15 protein-coding genes are annotated in these 15,895 nt (G+C 71.9%); 12 read left to right on the top strand and 3 right to left on the bottom strand.

Annotation, left to right across the window (positions count from 1 at the left end; all coding sequences use genetic code 11):
* Positions 1-46: 46 nt before the first annotated feature.
* The 10 genes from ACFYW7_RS28550 to ACFYW7_RS28595 all read left to right on the top strand — a co-directional run bounded on the left by ACFYW7_RS28550 (position 47) and on the right by ACFYW7_RS28595 (position 9,801).
* A complete protein-coding gene (locus ACFYW7_RS28550) occupies positions 47-1,309 on the top strand; it encodes an ATP-grasp domain-containing protein (RefSeq protein WP_389507440.1) in 1,263 nt (420 codons plus the stop codon).
* Positions 1,310-1,383: 74 nt separating this feature from the next.
* Complete coding sequence (locus ACFYW7_RS28555; protein ID WP_389507976.1) at positions 1,384-2,043, top strand: 7-cyano-7-deazaguanine synthase; 660 nt, start codon at positions 1,384-1,386, stop codon at positions 2,041-2,043.
* Complete coding sequence (locus tag ACFYW7_RS28560; RefSeq protein WP_389507442.1) at positions 2,040-2,405, top strand: 6-pyruvoyl tetrahydropterin synthase family protein; 366 nt, start codon at positions 2,040-2,042, stop codon at positions 2,403-2,405. The genes ACFYW7_RS28555 and ACFYW7_RS28560 overlap by 4 nt, the downstream gene beginning before the upstream one ends.
* A gap of 124 nt (positions 2,406-2,529) precedes the next feature.
* Positions 2,530-3,180 carry a 7-carboxy-7-deazaguanine synthase QueE gene (locus tag ACFYW7_RS28565; RefSeq protein ID WP_389507444.1) on the top strand — a complete coding sequence of 217 codons (651 nt, stop codon included), beginning with the start codon at positions 2,530-2,532 and terminating at the stop codon, positions 3,178-3,180.
* A gap of 3 nt (positions 3,181-3,183) precedes the next feature.
* On the top strand, positions 3,184-3,786 hold the full coding sequence (gene folE, locus ACFYW7_RS28570) for a GTP cyclohydrolase I (RefSeq protein ID WP_389507446.1): 603 nt from the start codon (positions 3,184-3,186) through the stop codon (positions 3,784-3,786).
* Positions 3,787-3,892: 106 nt separating this feature from the next.
* The gene (locus ACFYW7_RS28575; RefSeq protein WP_389507448.1) at positions 3,893-4,909 is read left to right on the top strand and encodes an isopenicillin N synthase family dioxygenase; all 1,017 of its coding nucleotides are present in this window, start codon (positions 3,893-3,895) and stop codon (positions 4,907-4,909) included.
* 52 nt (positions 4,910-4,961) lie between these two features.
* Positions 4,962-6,215: an ATP-grasp domain-containing protein gene (locus ACFYW7_RS28580; protein WP_389507451.1), complete on the top strand. Its 1,254-nt coding sequence runs from the start codon at positions 4,962-4,964 to the stop codon at positions 6,213-6,215.
* An 81-nt stretch (positions 6,216-6,296) separates the two neighbouring features.
* Positions 6,297-7,070, top strand: coding sequence for an ArpA protein (locus ACFYW7_RS28585; protein ID WP_389507454.1), 774 nt, complete (start codon positions 6,297-6,299; stop codon positions 7,068-7,070).
* Between the two features lie 126 nt (positions 7,071-7,196).
* The gene (locus ACFYW7_RS28590; protein WP_389507457.1) at positions 7,197-8,522 is read left to right on the top strand and encodes a cation:proton antiporter; all 1,326 of its coding nucleotides are present in this window, start codon (positions 7,197-7,199) and stop codon (positions 8,520-8,522) included.
* A 58-nt stretch (positions 8,523-8,580) separates the two neighbouring features.
* A complete protein-coding gene (locus ACFYW7_RS28595; RefSeq protein ID WP_389507459.1) occupies positions 8,581-9,801 on the top strand; it encodes an MFS transporter in 1,221 nt (406 codons plus the stop codon).
* 238 nt (positions 9,802-10,039) lie between these two features.
* On the opposite strand, the gene ACFYW7_RS28600 is transcribed toward ACFYW7_RS28595, so the two are convergent.
* Positions 10,040-10,717, bottom strand: a complete 678-nt coding sequence (locus ACFYW7_RS28600; RefSeq protein WP_389507461.1) for a uracil-DNA glycosylase — start codon at positions 10,715-10,717, stop codon at positions 10,040-10,042.
* 244 nt (positions 10,718-10,961) lie between these two features.
* On the opposite strand from ACFYW7_RS28600, the gene ACFYW7_RS28605 reads away from it, so the two are divergent.
* Positions 10,962-12,083 (top strand): N-acetylglucosamine kinase, encoded by a 1,122-nt coding sequence (locus tag ACFYW7_RS28605; protein ID WP_389507463.1) that lies wholly within the window; start codon positions 10,962-10,964, stop codon positions 12,081-12,083.
* A gap of 105 nt (positions 12,084-12,188) precedes the next feature.
* Entirely contained in the window at positions 12,189-13,109 is a 921-nt protein-coding gene (locus ACFYW7_RS28610) for a sirohydrochlorin chelatase (protein ID WP_389507465.1), read from the top strand.
* Positions 13,110-13,256: 147 nt separating this feature from the next.
* On the opposite strand, the gene ACFYW7_RS28615 is transcribed toward ACFYW7_RS28610, so the two are convergent.
* On the bottom strand, positions 13,257-14,303 hold the full coding sequence (locus ACFYW7_RS28615) for a lactonase family protein (RefSeq protein WP_389507467.1): 1,047 nt from the start codon (positions 14,301-14,303) through the stop codon (positions 13,257-13,259).
* Between the two features lie 103 nt (positions 14,304-14,406).
* Entirely contained in the window at positions 14,407-15,666 is a 1,260-nt protein-coding gene (locus ACFYW7_RS28620; protein ID WP_389507978.1) for a nitric oxide synthase oxygenase, read from the bottom strand.
* Positions 15,667-15,895 lie beyond the last annotated feature (229 nt).

Genomic DNA, 15,895 nt, shown 5'->3' on the forward strand with positions numbered 1-15,895 from the left:
CCTCATGACGTCCCGCCCGACACGAGAACCAAGGAAACGAGCAGACATGACGACGAACACCACACCCGCCGGCGCGCCGGCGTCCGAGAAGCCGCTCCTGCTCCTGGTGGGCAGCGGAGGCCGGACATGGCGCGAGTACGTGCTGCGGGCCATCGTGACCAGGTATCGGCTGCACCTCCTGTGCCCCGCGCCGCCCTCCTGGGAGAAGCCGTACATCGACGGGTACACCGTGGTCGACACGCTGGACGCCCCGGCGATGGCCGACATCGCCCGGGCCCGGGCCGAGGGCTTCGCCGGTGTGCTGACCTATGAGGAGACACGCGTCGAGTCCGCCGCCGAGCTGGCCACCACGCTGGGACTGCGGACCAGTCCGCGAGCGGCCGTGCACGCCTGCCGGGACAAGTACCTCGGGCGGCAGGCTCTCAAGGAGCGCGGGGTCCCGCAGGCCGAGTCCGTCGCCGTCACCGATCTGGCGGAGGCCCGGGAGGCAGCCGAGCGGATCGGCTACCCCGTGGTGGTCAAGCCCCGTGCGCTCTCGGCCAGTTGCGGAGTGACCTTCGTACCCGGGCCGCAGCAACTGGAGGAGGCCTACCGGGAGGCGGGCAGGATCTGGTTCGACGAGGTGCCCCGCTCCGAAGCGCCCATCCTCATCGAGGAGTTCCTCGACGGGCCGGAGATCAGCGTGGAGGCCCTGTGCCGCGACGGACAGGTCACCGCCCTGTTCGTGGCGCGCAAGGAGCTCGGCTACGCCCCCGGATTCGAGGAGGTCGGCCACACCGTCCGGGCGGACGACCCGCTCCTGCACGACGAGACGCTGCTCAAGGTCCTCCAGGACGCCCACACCGCGGTGGGCCTCACCGACACGGTGACCCACACCGAACTCCGGCTGACCGCGACCGGACCGAAGGTGGTGGAGATCAACGCCCGGATCGGCGGCGACCGGATCCCCTACCTGGGCGGACTCGTCACCGGGACGGAGATCGGACTGGTGGCCGCGGACCTGGCCGCCGACGTGGTGCCGGACATCCCCCGGACCACCGGCACGTCGACCGCCGGCGTCCGCTTCCTCTACCCCGAGCGGGATCTGAGGCTCGAGTCCATCGAGATCGACGAGGCCCGGCTGCCCGCGTCGGTCCACGAGGTGACGCCCCTGGCGGACCCGGGCAGGGAGCTCTGGCTCCCGCCCGTCGACAACGCGCGCTCGCGCTACGCGCTGGTCATCGCCGTGACCGAGACCGAGAAGGACTGCGCGGCCGCACTGGACGAGGCGGCGGCAGCGGTGACCGCGACGGGCGTCCCGCTGTCCTGACACCCGTGGCAGCGGCTCACGCCGCCCACCATCGAACCCTGGGGGAAAGCACAGTGCCGAGAATCATCGCCATCGTGTCCGGTGGCATGGACTCAGTGACCATGGCCCACCAGCTCAAGGAGCAGGGCAACGACGTCCACCTGCTCTCGGTCGACTACGGCCAGCGCCACCGCAAGGAGCACGACTTCGCGGCGGCGGCGGCGAAGCGGCTCGGAGCGGCGCACCAGATCGCGGACCTGAGCGCCGTGGGCGCCATGTTCCGCGGCTCCTCGCTCACCGACCCGACGGTCGACGTGCCCGAACAGACCTGGGACGGCTACGGCGAGAGCCCCAACATCGTGCCGAACCGCAACGCGCTGCTGCTCGCCGTCGCGTTCGCGATCGCGGTCGTGGAGAAGGCCGAGGCGGTGGCGATCGGCATCATGGCCGGCGACGCCACGTCGGTCCCCGACAGCACCCCGGCCTTCCTGGAGTCCTTCATCGCCATGGAGCGACTCGCGACCAAGGGGTACGCACATCCCGACCTCGCCCTGCTCGCTCCGCTGGCGGGGCTGCAGAAGAGCGATGTCGTCCTGCTCGGCGAACAGCTCCGTGTCCCGTGGACACGGACCTGGACCTGCCTGCGCGGCGAAGAGGCGCACTGCGGCCGCTGCGCGGCCTGCTGGGAGCGCCAGGAAGCCTTCACCGACGCCGGAGTGGACGACCCGACCGCCTACCAAGGGAACAGAGGATGACTCTCCGCATCACCAAGCAGTTCGCCTTCTCGGCCAGCCACCAGCTGGAGGGCCTGCCCGAGGGGCACCAGTGCGGTCGCCTGCACGGCCACAACTACCAGGTGGAGTTGGAGCTGAGCGCCCGGCGGGACCAGCTCACGGCACCCGGATTCGTGCGCGACTACGGCGAACTGGCCGGGTTCAAGGGGTGGATGGACGAATTCCTCGACCACCGGCACCTGAACGACGTCGTGAAGGAAGAGAATCCGTCGGCCGAGAATCTCGCCGTCTGGATCTACGAGCAGTGGTACACGGTCTATCCGGAACTCACGGCCGTCCGTGTCTCCGAGACGCCGAAGACCTGGGCCGAATACCGCCCCTGAGTTCCCACCACACACGTCACCTGCAACAGAGTTCAGCGAAGGGGGTGGTGCCTTGTGGAACCGGAGCTCGTGGTCAATGAGATCTTCGGCCCCACCTAGCGCCTTTCAAGGCGAAGGGCGCTCGATGGGCCGCCTGTGCGCGTTCGTGCGGCTGGGCGGCTGCAATCTCTCGTGCCGATGGTGCGACACTCCGTACACCTGGGACTGGACCGGATCCAGTGATACGGGAATCAAGTTCGACCCCAAGGAAGAACTCCACCGGATGCCGGTCGGGGCGGTCGCGGAGAAACTGCTCGCCTACGGTGTCGACCTGATCGTCATTTCGGGCGGGGAGCCTCTCAACCAGCAGAACCGGCTCGTCCCGCTCGTCGAGGAACTGACGCGGCACGGAGTCGAGATCGAGATCGAGACCAATGGCACGCGCGTTCCCGACGGGCGTCTGGTCGAAGCCGGCGTGCGTTTCAACGTCTCCCCGAAGCTTTCGCACGCGGGAGACCCGGTGGAACGGCGCATCGTTCCCGATGCCCTGCGGAGCCTGGCCCGGCTTCCCTCCAGCACCTTCAAATTCGTCTGCCGGGAGTTGGCGGACCTGGACGAAGTGGCCGAAGTGGTCGACGCGTTCGGCGTCACCTCGGTCTGGATCATGCCGGAGGGGCAGAGCAGCGAAGAAGTGAACAACCACATGCAAAAGCTGGTGTCCACCGTCATCGACCGTGGCTGGAACACCACGACCAGGCTGCACACCTTGGTCTGGGGACAGAAGAGGGGGGTCTGAGGGATGCTCGACAGGAAGACCGAGGACGAGGCGACCGTCCGTCCCGGTATCGCCGCAGAGGCCGTGCCGGATCCGCTCGAAGCCCTTGCCCAGGCGCTTCTCACGGAGATCGGCGAGGACCCGGACCGCGAGGGGCTCCGGGACACGCCGGCACGCTACGCGCGTTGGTGGCGCGAGTTCACCACCTACGACCCCGGCACGATCGACACGCTCTTCGAGACGACGTCCTCGGGGCAGATGGTGGTGGTCTCGGACATCAAGGTGTGGTCGCTGTGCGAGCACCACCTGCTGCCCTTCAACTGCTCGCTGACCATCGCCTACCGCTCCGCCAAGCAGCTGCTCGGACTGTCGAAGTTCGCCCGGATCGCGCACCAGCACGCCCACCGGCTGCAGGTCCAGGAGCGTCTGGTGTCGGGCATCGCGGAAGACGTCATGCGCATCACCGAAGCGCCGGACGTCGCCGTCATCGGCCAGGGCGAGCACCTGTGCATGACCATGCGCGGGATCAAGACCGTCGGCCTGATGACCTCCACCTCGTTCCACGGGGTGTTCGCCGAGGACAGCTCCGCCCGGTCCGAGCTGCTGTCCCTCGCGCGCGGGGCCTGAGTTCCCGGCAGCGACCGGCCGCCGCGGGACTCCCGGGCCCGGCCGGTCCTGCTTTCGGCCCGCGCAACGTCAGTTCGTCGTCGCGTCAAGAGAGCGGAACCCCTTCATGTCAGACACGTTTCCTGTGCTCGATCTCCGGGACGCCGAGCGCGGCCCCGAGGCACGGGCCGAGTTCCTGGACCGTCTCCGAGAGGCCGTCCACGACATCGGCTTCTTCCAGCTGGTGGGGCACGGCGTGACCGGTGCGGCCGAACTGCTGGACCTGTCCCGACGGTTCTTCGCGCTGCCGGATCAGGACCGCCACGAGCTGGACATCCTCAACTCCCCCCACTTCCGCGGCTACTCCGAGCTCGGACGGGAGCGGACGCGGGGTGTGCCCGATCAGCGGCAGCAGCTCGACATCGGGCCCGAACGGCCCGCCGGACACCCGGCCCCGGGTGAGGCGGCGTACCGCTGGCTGGTCGGCCCCAACCAGTGGCCGGCCGCCCTGCCGGCCCTGCGGCCCGCCGTCATCGACTGGATGGACCAGCTGACGGACGTCTCCCACCGGCTGCTCGGCCTCGTTCTCGAATCACTGGACACCTCGGCGGACTTCCTGGACACGGTCGTCGCACCCGATCCGCAGGTCCACTTCAAGCTGCTGCACTACCCGGGTCCCGCCGCGTCGGCGGACATCGACCCCGCGGACCAGGGAGCGGGCGTCCACAAGGACCTCGGACTGCTCACCCTGCTGGTCCAGGACGAGGTGGGCGGGCTCCAAGTGGCCGTCGAGGACGACCACTTCGTGGACGTGCCGGTGGTCCCGGACGCGTTCGTGGTGAACCTCGGCGAACTCCTCGAGGTCGCCACGCGCGGCTATCTCCGGGCCACCGTCCACCGGGTCGTCCGCCCGGCGCCGGGGGTCGACCGGTACTCCATGCCGTTCTTCTACAGCCCGCGTCTGGAGGCGTCGATGCGGCCGCTCCCGAGCCGCCGCGTCAGCGAGGCGGGCGGTGTGGTCGTCGACCCGGACAATCCGCTGTTCGCGTGCTACGGCGACAACGTGATGAAGGGCCTGACCCGGGGGTTCCCGGAGCTGATCGCCCGCCACCACCCCGATCTGCTGACCGCGACCGGTCGGTGAGGGCCGGGCGGCCCCCGCACCGGCAGCACTCTCTCCCGAAGGAGCAACACAGGTGAGCAACCGCAGACCGGCCGTCCTCCTGGTCGACCCCGTATCGGTCGGAGCGGGCTACAAGCAGGCGGTCCGGGACATGGGCATGGACGTCGTGTCCCTCTTCACCAACGAGCCGGCGGACCTGAAGGCGACCTGGCCGGACCACTCCAAGAACGACGACGTCTCCCTGTACGCCACCGAGGCGGCGGAGGTCCTGACCGCGCTCACGGGTCTCGACCAGGAGATCAAGGCCGTCGTCCCGGGCTCGGAGTCCGGGGTGCACCTCGCGGGTGTCATCGCGCACGAACTGGGCCTGCCCTGCAATGACGTCGAGCTGGCCCGGGCCAGGCACGACAAGGCGCTCATGCGCGACCACGCGGCCGCGCGAGGGCTCCGCATCCCGGCCTACCGCCTGGTGCGCGACCCCTCCGAGGTCCGTGAGGCCGCCGACGCCATCGGCTACCCGGTCATCGTCAAGCAGCGCGAGGGCGCCGGCTCCATCGGGGCCACCCTGGTGCCCGACGCCGCGAGCGCCGAGAACTTCGAAGTCGTCGACAGGACGAACTACTTCGGCTGGACGGTCGACGCCTGGCTGGTCGAGGAGTACATCCGGGGACGTGAGTTCGCGGTCAACGCCTTCAGCAGCGACGGCGACCACCGGGTCATCGACATGTGGGAGTACCGCAGGCCCGACGACCGGGACTACGACTTCCCGCTGTGGGACAACGTCCAGGCCGTGCCCGACGATCCCGACTGGGCGAGGATCGAGGAGTACGTCGTCCGGGTGCTCACCGCGTTCGGGGTGCACCGCGGTCCCAGCCACACCGAGGTGAAGGTCAACGAGGACGGCGTCTTCCTGATGGAGGTGGCCGCCCGGCTCCCCGGCGGCCCCGCCACCGACCAGTGGTCGGAGTTCACGGACATCCGTCCGTTCCACGACACCCTGGAGTGCTACCTCGGGCGGCGCCCCGCCGTCATGGACCAGCCGGTCAACAGCCGTGCCATGTTCGGGGCGATCGCCATCCACAACGAGACCGGCCCCGGCACCCTCGTGGCCATGCACGGCCTGGAGGAGGTCAGGAACCACCCCGGTGTCGACAAGGTCCTGGTCTCGTACCAGCCGGGCGATCATGTGCCGCTCACCCGCGACATCCTGTCGATCCCGCTGGGCGCCTGGGTCTCCGGCCCGGACCAGGAGTCGGTCGTACGGGTGCTCGCGGAGATCAGGGCCATGGTCGACCTGGAGATCACGCCGGAGACGCCGGCCGGCTGACCGGTCCGCACCGATCCCGTCCGCCCCTGCCCGGGCGGTTCTCGCGACCCCATCCCATCAGCAGCGGAAGAAGGATTCAGCATGGACATCAGCAAGATCGACGAGACTCTCGGCAAGTTCCTGGCCGAGAACTACACCCCGGAGCGCGTCGAGCAGTTGGCGGACCGGTTCCACCACAAGGGAGTGGTGAAGTTCGACAAGGACGCGCGGCTCGTGCCCGAGGAGATGATGACCGCGGTCCGCGTGGAGGCCGACCGGCTGATCGGCGAGCACAAGGAACGCCGGGACCTGCTGCTGCGCACCACGGGCAACACCCCGCGCAAGATGAGCGTGGTCAAGAGCGAGGACATCGAGGCGAGCGAGCTCATCCGCACCATCGCCACCTCGGAGGCGTTCCTCGGCTTCCTCGGGCGCGTCGCCCGTGAGCCCGTCATACCCCAGGTCTCCGTGGACGAGCGCTACCTGATCACCCACCAGGAGTTCAAGGCGGACACCCACGGGTGGCACTGGGGCGACTACAGCTTCGCCCTCATCTGGGCCCTGCGGATGCCGCCCGTCTCGTGCGGCGGCATGCTCCAGGCCGTCCCGCACACCCACTGGGACAAGAGCGACCCCCGCATCAACGAGACGCTCTGCGAGCGGCAGATCGACACGCACGGCCTCGTCACCGGGGACCTCTACCTCCAGCGCACCGACACCACCCTGCACCGGACCGTTCCCCTGACCGAGGACGGCGCGGCCCGCACCATCCTCAACATGACCTGGGCCGGCGAGCGCGACCTCGACAAGCCGCTGGTCGGCAACGACCGCTGGTGGGAGGACCCGGAGGCGAAGGCCGCCCAGTCGATGATGTGAGGCCGGCCGCCGGCCTCAGGAAACGGGAGCGGCGCCGCCGGGCGGCGCCGCTCCCGAGGGGCCGGGACGCGCGTACGGACGCGCGCCCGGCCCTCTTCACCGGAAATCGGACGGGACCTGTCTGACGTGTCCAGTACCCAGATCACAGCCTTCTTCCTCGACGTCGCACTGATCGCCGCTTTGGCCTGGGCGGGTGGGACCGTGGCACGACGCTGCGGCCAGCCCGCCGTCATCGGTGAGATCGTGGCCGGGATCCTCCTCGGGCCCACGTTGATGCACGCCTCGTTCACCGAGGCCGTCTTCCCGCCGGAAGTGCGGAGCGAGCTCGGGGCGCTCGCCGACATCGGTCTCGCCCTGTTCATGTTCGCGCTCGGTACGGAGTTCGAGTGGTCCGCCAAACGCTCGGTCCGACGCACCTCGTCGGCCATCGCGGTCTGCGCGATGGCGGTCCCGTTCGCGGCGGGCGCGGGCCTCGCCCTGTGGTGGGGCCCGGGCCGGTCCCCGGCGAGCACGGTGCCGCAGGTCCTGTTCATGGGAATCGCGTTGTCGGTGACCGCGTTCCCCGTCCTCGCCCGGATCGTCGAGGACCGTGGCCTCTCCCGAACTCCGCTGGGACAGTTGGGGGTTGCCAGCGCCGCGCTCTGCGACATCTTCGCGTGGGTGCTGCTGGGCGTGGTCATGCTGCTCTGCGGCAGCGGCGCACCCTGGCGCCTCCTCTGCTTCGTCCCGTACCTGATCCTGATGATCTTCGTCGTACGGCCGGCACTCCGCGCGGTCATGCGCCGGGCGGGCGGCGAGGCCGATCTCGTCGTCACGTTCGTGGGCGTGCTCGCGTCCTGTGCCGCCACCGAGTGGATGGGGCTGCACTTCATCTTCGGCGCCTTCGTCTTCGGCATCGTGCGGACCGGCGCCCGACGCGGGCTGCCGGAAGAGGTGGACGTCCGGCTGCGGCAGGGCCTGGGGGCGCTGGGCGGCCGGCTCTTCATGCCGGTCTACTTCGTGGTGGCCGGCTGGAACGTCGACCTGTCCAGCCTGGGTCCGTCCCAACTCCTCGATCTCTCCGTGCTGTTGGTCGCCGCCGTGTCCGCCAAGTTCCTCGCCGCGGCCGGGGCCGCCCGGCTCTGCGGGATGACGCCGAGGGACTCGGCAGCGATCGGGGCCCTGATGAACACCCGTGGGCTGACGGAACTGATCGTGCTGACCGCGGGCCGCGAGATGGGGTTGCTGGACGGCACCCGCTACACGCTGCTCGTGGCCATGGCCGTGCTCACTACACTGTCCACCGGCCCGGTCCTGAAGCGACTGCTGCCTCCCGCCGACCGCCCCGCACCGGATGCCGCGCCCACCCCGCTCTCCCCCGGCCCGGAGCGGGCCGGACCGTCTCGGGGCGTCGGGGAGCCGGTGCGGGAGGCGGTGCGCGAACGCACCGCACATGACGCCCGGGAGCCGTGACGCCCCACCGGTGCGGCCGTCGGATGCCGGCCGCACCTCAGAGCAAGGAGTCCAGACGATGTCTGCCGAGCCCGAAGTCTTACCGGAGACGCCTCCGCGCGGTCCGCTGCGCAGTTACCGGGAACTGAGGAAGGTACCCGGGTTCTGGCGGATCGTGGCGGTCGGCATGGCGTCGAAGCTGCCGAACAGCATGGTCGAGTTGAGCCTGTTGCTGCTGGTGGGCCGGGCGTACTCGTACACGACGGCCGGCCTCGCCGTGGCCTGCCTCGCGGTCGGCACGTGTGTGACGTCCCCGCTGCGCGGCCGGCTCGTCGACCGGCACTCCCCCCGCGTGGTACTGCTCGGCTGTCTCGCCTGCTACGGGGTGGCGACCGGCCTGCTGGTCCTGGTGGTGTCCGACCACGGGCCCGGCGCCTGGGTCCTGGTGGCCTCGGCGGCGCTCGGGGCGACGGCGCCGCCGATCGCCGTCCTGATGCGGACCGTCTGGTACAGGGCCGCCGACCAGGTCATGCTCAACACCGCGATGGCCCTCGACTCGGCGATGATGGGCACCGCGCTCGTCACCGGCCCCGTGCTGGCCAGTTGGCTCAGCCTGTCGTTCTCGGGTGCCGTGCCGATGGTGGTCATCGCGGTGCTGACGGCCTTGGTGGTGTGCCTCCTGCTCGACACACCGGCCTCACCCCAGCCGGACGAGCGACGGCACTGGCTGGGACCGCTGACCTCCGCGCCCCTGCGGCGCCTGCTGATCGCCGACGGGCTCTTCGTCCTCGCGGTGACCGCGACCGACGTGATCCTGCCGATCTACGCGAAGCAGTACGACGCCGCGGTATTCACCGGAATCTACCTGGGGGCCCTGTCCATCGGCAGCGTGCTGGGCAGCCTCGCCCTGGGCGCCATGCCCAACTTCCTGGCCCGCGGCCCCAAACTCTCGGTGCTGCTCTGCGTCTTCGCCGCGGGGGTCGGCACTCTGGCCCTGGCCACCCGGCTCTCCCCACTGGCCGTCCTCTTCCTCTGTCCGGTGGCGGGCCTGGTCATCGGTTCCGTCTTCGGCACGCTGCGCACGGTGGGTGGGGACCTCGCGAGGAAGGGCGAGATCACCGAGACGATGTCCTGGCTCACCAGCCTGGACATGGCGGGCGGCGCCGTGGGCGCGGCGGTCTTCGCGCACCTCGCGGTGGACCGGGGAAGCGGGACGGCGATCGTCCTGGTCCCGGTAGTAATCCTGCTGAGCGCCGCGGTGGGCTGGACCGCGCGGACCCCGTCGGCCGAGCGGGGCTGATCCCCCGGCCGCCGCCGCGTGAACTCCCGCTCACCGCAGACGAGTTCGCGTGGCCGGTGGCCGCGGAGGCCAACGGTGGCCGCACCGGTATCCGCCGCGGGGCCGCGCCCTGGCCGACGGCCCTTCCGGAGCCTGGCCCCGTGACGGCCGGCGCCCGAGAGGAGTCGCGCCCGGCGCCGGGCGGGGGCCGAGGTGTCCGGGCGGGAGGACCCGTCCTCCCGCCCTCATCCGCGCGGTTCTACGGCAGTCGCCACTCGACCGGCTGGGCGCCCTGCCGCACCAGCAGGTCGTTGGCCCGGCTGAAGGGCCGCGAACCGAAGAAGCCCCGGTCCGCCGACATCGGGGACGGGTGCGCGGACTCGATGGCCGGAAGATCACCCAGCAACGGCCGCAGGTTGCGCGCGTCACGCCCCCACAGGATGGACACCAAGGGCTTGCCGCGCGCGGCCAACGCCCGGATCGCCTGCTCGGTGACCTCTTCCCAGCCCTTGCCCCGGTGCGCGGCCGGAGAGCGCGGAGCCGTCGTCAACGCCCTGTTGAGCAACAGCACACCCTGCCGCGTCCACGGCGTCAGATCGCCGTTCGACGGCCTGGGCAGCCCGAGGTCGGAGTGCATCTCCCGGAAGATGTTCTCCAGACTTCCCGGCAGCGAACGCACTTCGGGCGAGACCGCGAAGCTCAGTCCGATCGCCATTCCCGGTGTGGGATAGGGGTCCTGACCGACGATCAGGACGCGTACGTCGTCGAAGGGCTGCTGAAAGGCCCGCAGGACGTTCGCCCCGGACGGAAGATAGGTCCGTCCCGCGGCTATCTCGGCCCGGAGGAATTCCCCCATCGCCGCGACGCGTTCGGCCGCAGGTTCAAGAGCCTTCGCCCAGCCTGCTTCGACAAGTTCATACAAGGGTCGTGGTGCCACGACGTGCCACTCTACTGGTACGGCACGGGCGCGGGCACAGGCGCCTTGACGCGGCCGCCGACCCCGGCGCTACTCTTCTCCCCGCATCGAGATCTTCGAGCCGGCCGAGCCGATCACGCGGCCGGTCACCGGGAAGGAGAGAGCCCATGTCCACCGACCGCGGCCTCTTCGGTTCCCGTTCCCTCGGCCGCGCCGACACCCTGCCCGCCGGGCCGGGAGCCGAGTCGGCGGACCGGCGCCTGCGGTGACGTCAGAGGGCTCCCCCGGCGCGTGGCCCGGCGGCCAGGGTCCGTCCGCGGTGCTGGCCGTGGACTCCGGAGGTTCGGGACTGCGCGTGGCTCTCGCCGCGTACCGGGTGGCGGACGAGGCCGGCTCCCCCGTACGACAGGGCGCGGCGCGAAGCGGCCCCCCGACCCCGCTCGGCGACCCCCTGACCTCCGAGGAACCGGTCCGTACCGGCCCGCACGGCATCTCGGCAGAGCATCTGCTGGATCAACTGCTTCCGATGACACGGCGATTGATGACCGACGCCGGGGTGGAACGGCTCGATGCCGTCGCCGTCGGCGCGGCCGGACTGGCCACACTCGGTGACGAGTTGAGGGCCGAGTTGCCCGCGGCGCTGGAACGTGGGCTCGGCGTACGACGGGTCGCCCTCGCCGCCGACGCGGTGACCGCGTACACGGGCGCGCTCGGACCACGGCCCGGCGCGGTGATCGCCGCGGGTACCGGCATGATCGCGATCGGCACCGACCTCACCTCGTGGCGCAGGGCCGACGGCTGGGGCCATCTCCTCGGCGACTGCGGCGGCGGCGCGTGGATCGGGCGCGCTGGACTGGAGGCGGCGCTGCGGGCCTTCGACGGCCGCCCGGGCGGCTCGGCGGCGCTGCTGGCACGGGCGGAGGAGATGTTCGGGCCGATGCCGGACTTGCCGGGTCGGCTGTACCCGCGGACCGACCGGCCCGCCGTGCTCGCCTCCTTCGCACCGGTGGTGGCCTCCGGCGCCGGGAGCGACCCGGTGGCGGCGGACATCCTGCGGACCGCCGCACGGCACATGGCCGAGTCGGCCGCGGCGGTGTGCCCGACCGACGGCGAGCCCCGACTCGCTCTCACCGGGGGCCTGTTCAAGATGGGGGACGCGCTCCTCGTACCCCTGCGTGCGGAGTTGGCCGAACGGCTGCCGCACGCCCGGCAGGTGCCGGCCGCGGGAGACCCGCTCGACGGCGCGCTCCGGATCGCCGGCGACCTGGCGTGCGACCGCCTCGCACTGCCCCGGGACGAACGGCTGTTGTGCGTGGTGACCGAAAAGACCCATCCGGAAATCGATGGTGCGAATTCGGCGCAGGACCGACAAGTCCACGATTACTGATCACTTCTGATCCGTACGTAACTCATCAGACAAAAGGGGACGGATACCGCTCACCTGCACCCTCCCCGAACAGGGGAACCCAGGAAACCAGTAACATGCGGCGCCATGAGCTCCCCCACTGGGCCCGCGTCCGGCCTGCCAGTACGAATGCCGCGACCCCGCCAAGCCGGGCGGCACCGCCGTCCGGAACCTTTGGCGGCTCCCGAGGGCGCGCCCGCGCTCGTCCTCGCGGTGCCGGGCACTCCCAACGCCGCCACGCGCAGCCTCGCCGAGGAGGTCGTGAGCATCGCCCGCTCCGAGCTCCCCGGCCTCGACGCCCGCATCGGGTACCTGGACGGGGACGACGAGTTCCCCACGCTGCAGTCCGTTCTCGCCCACGCCGCCGAAGAGCGTTCCGCGCGCTTCGAGCAGGCCCGTGCCGCCGGTTCCGACGCCGCCGAGCCCGACGGCCCGGTCGGCATCGTGGTGCCGCTCCTCGCCGGTCCGGACAGCGCGCTGCTGCGCCGGATCCGCCAGGCCATGATGGAGAGCCGCGTCGCGGCCGAGCTCACCGACGTCCTCGGCCCGCACCCGCTGCTCGCCGAGGCCCTCCACGTGCGCCTGTCCGAGGCCGGCCTGTCCCGCGCGGACCGCGCCCGCCTGTTCACCGTGGCGACCGCCGCGGACGGCATCGTCCTCGCCACCGTCGGCGGCGAGGAGGCCGTGCAGGCCGCCGGGATCACCGGCATGCTGCTCGCCGCACGGCTCGCCGTGCCGGTCATGGCCGCCGCGCTCGACGCGGAGGGCTCCATCGCCGCCGTCGCCGAGCAGCTGCGCGGCTCGGGCTCGCAGCAGCTCGCCCTCGCCCCGTACCTGATCGGTCCGGAGCTCGACGCGGGTCTGCTCGACGCCGCCGCCAAGGAGGCCGGGTGCGCCGCCGCCGAGGCGCTCGGCCCGTACCCGGCGATCGGCAAGCTCGCGCTGGCCCAGTACACGACGGCGCTGGGCATCGCGCCGCCGCAGAGCCAGGGGGCTCCGGCCTTCTAGTCGGCCGTAGACCCGCACCACCCGCACCACCGGCACTTCGGAAAAATGGGCCCCCTCCTGTCACAGGCGGGGGCCCTTTCCTGTCGGCCGTGGCGCGGACGCCCGCGCGCGAGGCGGCGTGGGTGCGAGAGTCCCGGGCCGGCGGGGTCAGTCGAAGATCACGCAGGAGGCCGCGGGGGCCTGGACCGAGCCGCCGCGGCGCGGCACGCCCGTGTCCGGGTCGACGGTGAACCAGGTCACGTCGCCGGAGCGCTCGTTGGCCACGTACAGGAAGCGGCCCGAGGGGTCGAGGGCCAGCCCGCGGGGCCACACGCCGCCGCAGGGCACCGTGGCGACCAGCCGGAGCCGCTCGCCCGTCGCGTCGGGCACCAGCACGGAGACGACGTCCTGGCCCCGGACCGCGATCCACACGAAGCGGCCGTCGGGCGAGACGACGATCCCCGAGGGGTACGCGTCGCCGTGCGGGGCGCCCTCGAGCACCGGCGTCTCCCCCACGGGTCGCAGCGAGCCCTCCGCGGCCTCCCAGCGGCAGACGGTGACGGTGGGGGCGAGTTCGTTGACCACGTAGACGTGCCCGCCCCGCGGGTGGAAGGCGAGATGGCGCGGCCCGGATCCGGGCCGCAGGGCGATCTCGCGGCGCAGGGTGAGCGTTCCGCCGTCGAGGGTGCACACCCGCACGGAGTCCGTGCCGAGGTCGACGCTGACCGCCCAGCGGCCGGTGGGGTCGGGCTGGACCTGGTGCGCGTGCGGACCCTGCTGTCGCGGCGTGTACGGACCCGAACCGGTGTGCTGGAGCACGTCGGAGGCCGCGCCCGCGAGGCCGCCGCCGGGGCGGATGGGCACGACGGCGACGCTGCCGGAGCCGTAGTGGGCGGCCAGGACGTGTCCGTCGAGGACGCTGAGGTGGGTGGGTCCGCTGCCGCCGGTCCGGATCGGCGGACCGGTCGGTTCCGGTTTGTCGGCGTGCACGCGGTAGGCGGCCACCGCGCCCTCGGCCGTCTCGCTGACCGCGTACAGGACGTCGCCCGCGGGCGACAGGGCGAGGTACGAGGGGTCGGGGACGTCGTCGACGGCGCTCAGCACCGTCAGCGCGCCGCTGCCCGGATCGACCTCGGCGGTGAGGACACCGAGTCCTCCCGCCGCCGTGAACGAGCCGATGAACGCCCGCTGCCGCCGGATTCCGCCGTCTGTCACTGCTGTCCCCTCTCGGTCCCGCGTGCTCGGGGGCGACGGTAGCAGTCGGCGCTCTGCGGTCTAGACCAGAAGGGGCGGGCGGGAACGCGGGCCGGCGGAGCGCTCAGCCCGGTGCCAGGCCCCGCGCCCGGTCGAGGGCGTCGGGGTGGTGGACGTACGCCGGGGTGCGTTCGACGTTCTCGAAGGTGCGGTGGAAGACCGGCGTGGCACTGCCGGAGATCGGGGGCACGATCCACGACCAGTCGGCGCCCACCTGGCGGCCCTTGCCCTCCTCGCGTCCCATGTGCGTGAGGAAGCGCCGGGACTCGGTGTGGTGGTCGGTGACGGTGACCCCCGCGCCGTCGAAGGAGTGCAGGACGGAGCGGTTGAGCTCGACCAGGGCGCGGTCCTTCCACAGGGAGCGGTCGGTGCTGGTGTCGAGCCCGAGGCGGTCGGCGATGAGCGGCAGGAGGTCGTACCGGTCGGTGTCGCCGAGGTTGCGGGCGCCGATCTCCGTGCCCATGTACCAGCCGTTGAAGGGTGCCGCCGGGTAGCGGACGCCGCCGATCTCCAGGCACATGTTGGAGATCGCGGGCACCGCGTGCCAGCGCAGTCCGAGCTCCTGCCACCAGGGGTGCTCGGGGTGGGTGAGCTCGACTTCGAGCACCGCGTCCTCGGGCAGCGCGAACCAGCGCGGCTCGGCCCGCGAGTCCTCGATCACCAGCGGGAGGACGTCGAAGGGCGTGCCGGGGCCGCCCGGCCAGCCGAGCCGGCGGGCGGCCCCGGTGAGCCCGGCGTTGCGCGGGTCACCGGTCACTCCCCCGTCGGGGCGTGCGTAGCCCGCGTACCGGACGAGTTGTTCGTTCCAGATTCTGGGGCCGGGGCGCTCCGGGGTGTCCGGCGCGAAGACCGTGATGAGCGACCGGATCCGGCCCTCGCGCGTGGCCTCCCGCAGGTGGTCCGCCGAGGCCTCGGCGACCTCCCCCGCGTCCTGGACGTCCCGGCGGTCGCGCACGGCGAGCGAGTGCCAGTAGAGCCGGCCTATGCATCGGTTGGCGTTGCGCCAGGCGACGCGGGCGCCGAAGACGAGTTCCCGCGTGGTGTGCCGGTACGTTCCCGTGTCCGCGATCTCCGCCCGGACCGCGGCGAGTCTGCGGGAGGGGTCCCCCAGTCGCTCCTCGGCGTGCTGGAGCGCGATGAACTCGGCGGCGGCGCGGGTGACATCGGCCGGGCCCGGTTCCGCGGCCCGCCGGTGCGGAGCCGGGCCCGGGGCGTTCCGGGCCGGATCGACGCGCCGCGTGGCGGTCCGCGCGACCGCCGCGACCGGAAGGCCGGGACCCGGGGCGGCGCGGGCCGGATCCTCGGCCGGGGCTTCCCCGGCGATCAGCCGGCCCCGAAGTCCCTGGACCGGGGTGGCGCCCCGCTCGGGCCGGAGCCGTGCCGGGGTGTCGGCGACCCGCGCCGGGGGCGCCGAGGTGACTCTGAGGTCCGTGGCGGCCTGGGAGCCGCGGGCGACGGCCGGAACGGCGGGCGCGGGGAGTTCGTCGCCCCGGCGGGCCTCCCGCGTCTCCAGCGTCCCCCGCGTCCCGTGCGTCTCCCACGGTCCCTGCGGT

Origin of the sequence: Streptomyces sp. NPDC002580 (assembly GCF_042889485.1) — a bacterium.
Lineage (GTDB): Bacteria > Actinomycetota > Actinomycetes > Streptomycetales > Streptomycetaceae > Streptomyces.

Coding starts and splice junctions, on each gene's coding strand:
- ACFYW7_RS28550 (WP_389507440.1), top strand. CDS start 47: ATGACGACGAACACCACACCCGCCGGCGCGCCGGCGTCCGAGAAGCCG.
- ACFYW7_RS28560 (WP_389507442.1), top strand. CDS start 2,040: ATGACTCTCCGCATCACCAAGCAGTTCGCCTTCTCGGCCAGCCACCAG.
- ACFYW7_RS28565 (WP_389507444.1), top strand. CDS start 2,530: ATGGGCCGCCTGTGCGCGTTCGTGCGGCTGGGCGGCTGCAATCTCTCG.
- folE (WP_389507446.1), top strand. CDS start 3,184: ATGCTCGACAGGAAGACCGAGGACGAGGCGACCGTCCGTCCCGGTATC.
- ACFYW7_RS28575 (WP_389507448.1), top strand. CDS start 3,893: ATGTCAGACACGTTTCCTGTGCTCGATCTCCGGGACGCCGAGCGCGGC.
- ACFYW7_RS28585 (WP_389507454.1), top strand. CDS start 6,297: ATGGACATCAGCAAGATCGACGAGACTCTCGGCAAGTTCCTGGCCGAG.
- ACFYW7_RS28595 (WP_389507459.1), top strand. CDS start 8,581: ATGTCTGCCGAGCCCGAAGTCTTACCGGAGACGCCTCCGCGCGGTCCG.
- ACFYW7_RS28610 (WP_389507465.1), top strand. CDS start 12,189: ATGAGCTCCCCCACTGGGCCCGCGTCCGGCCTGCCAGTACGAATGCCG.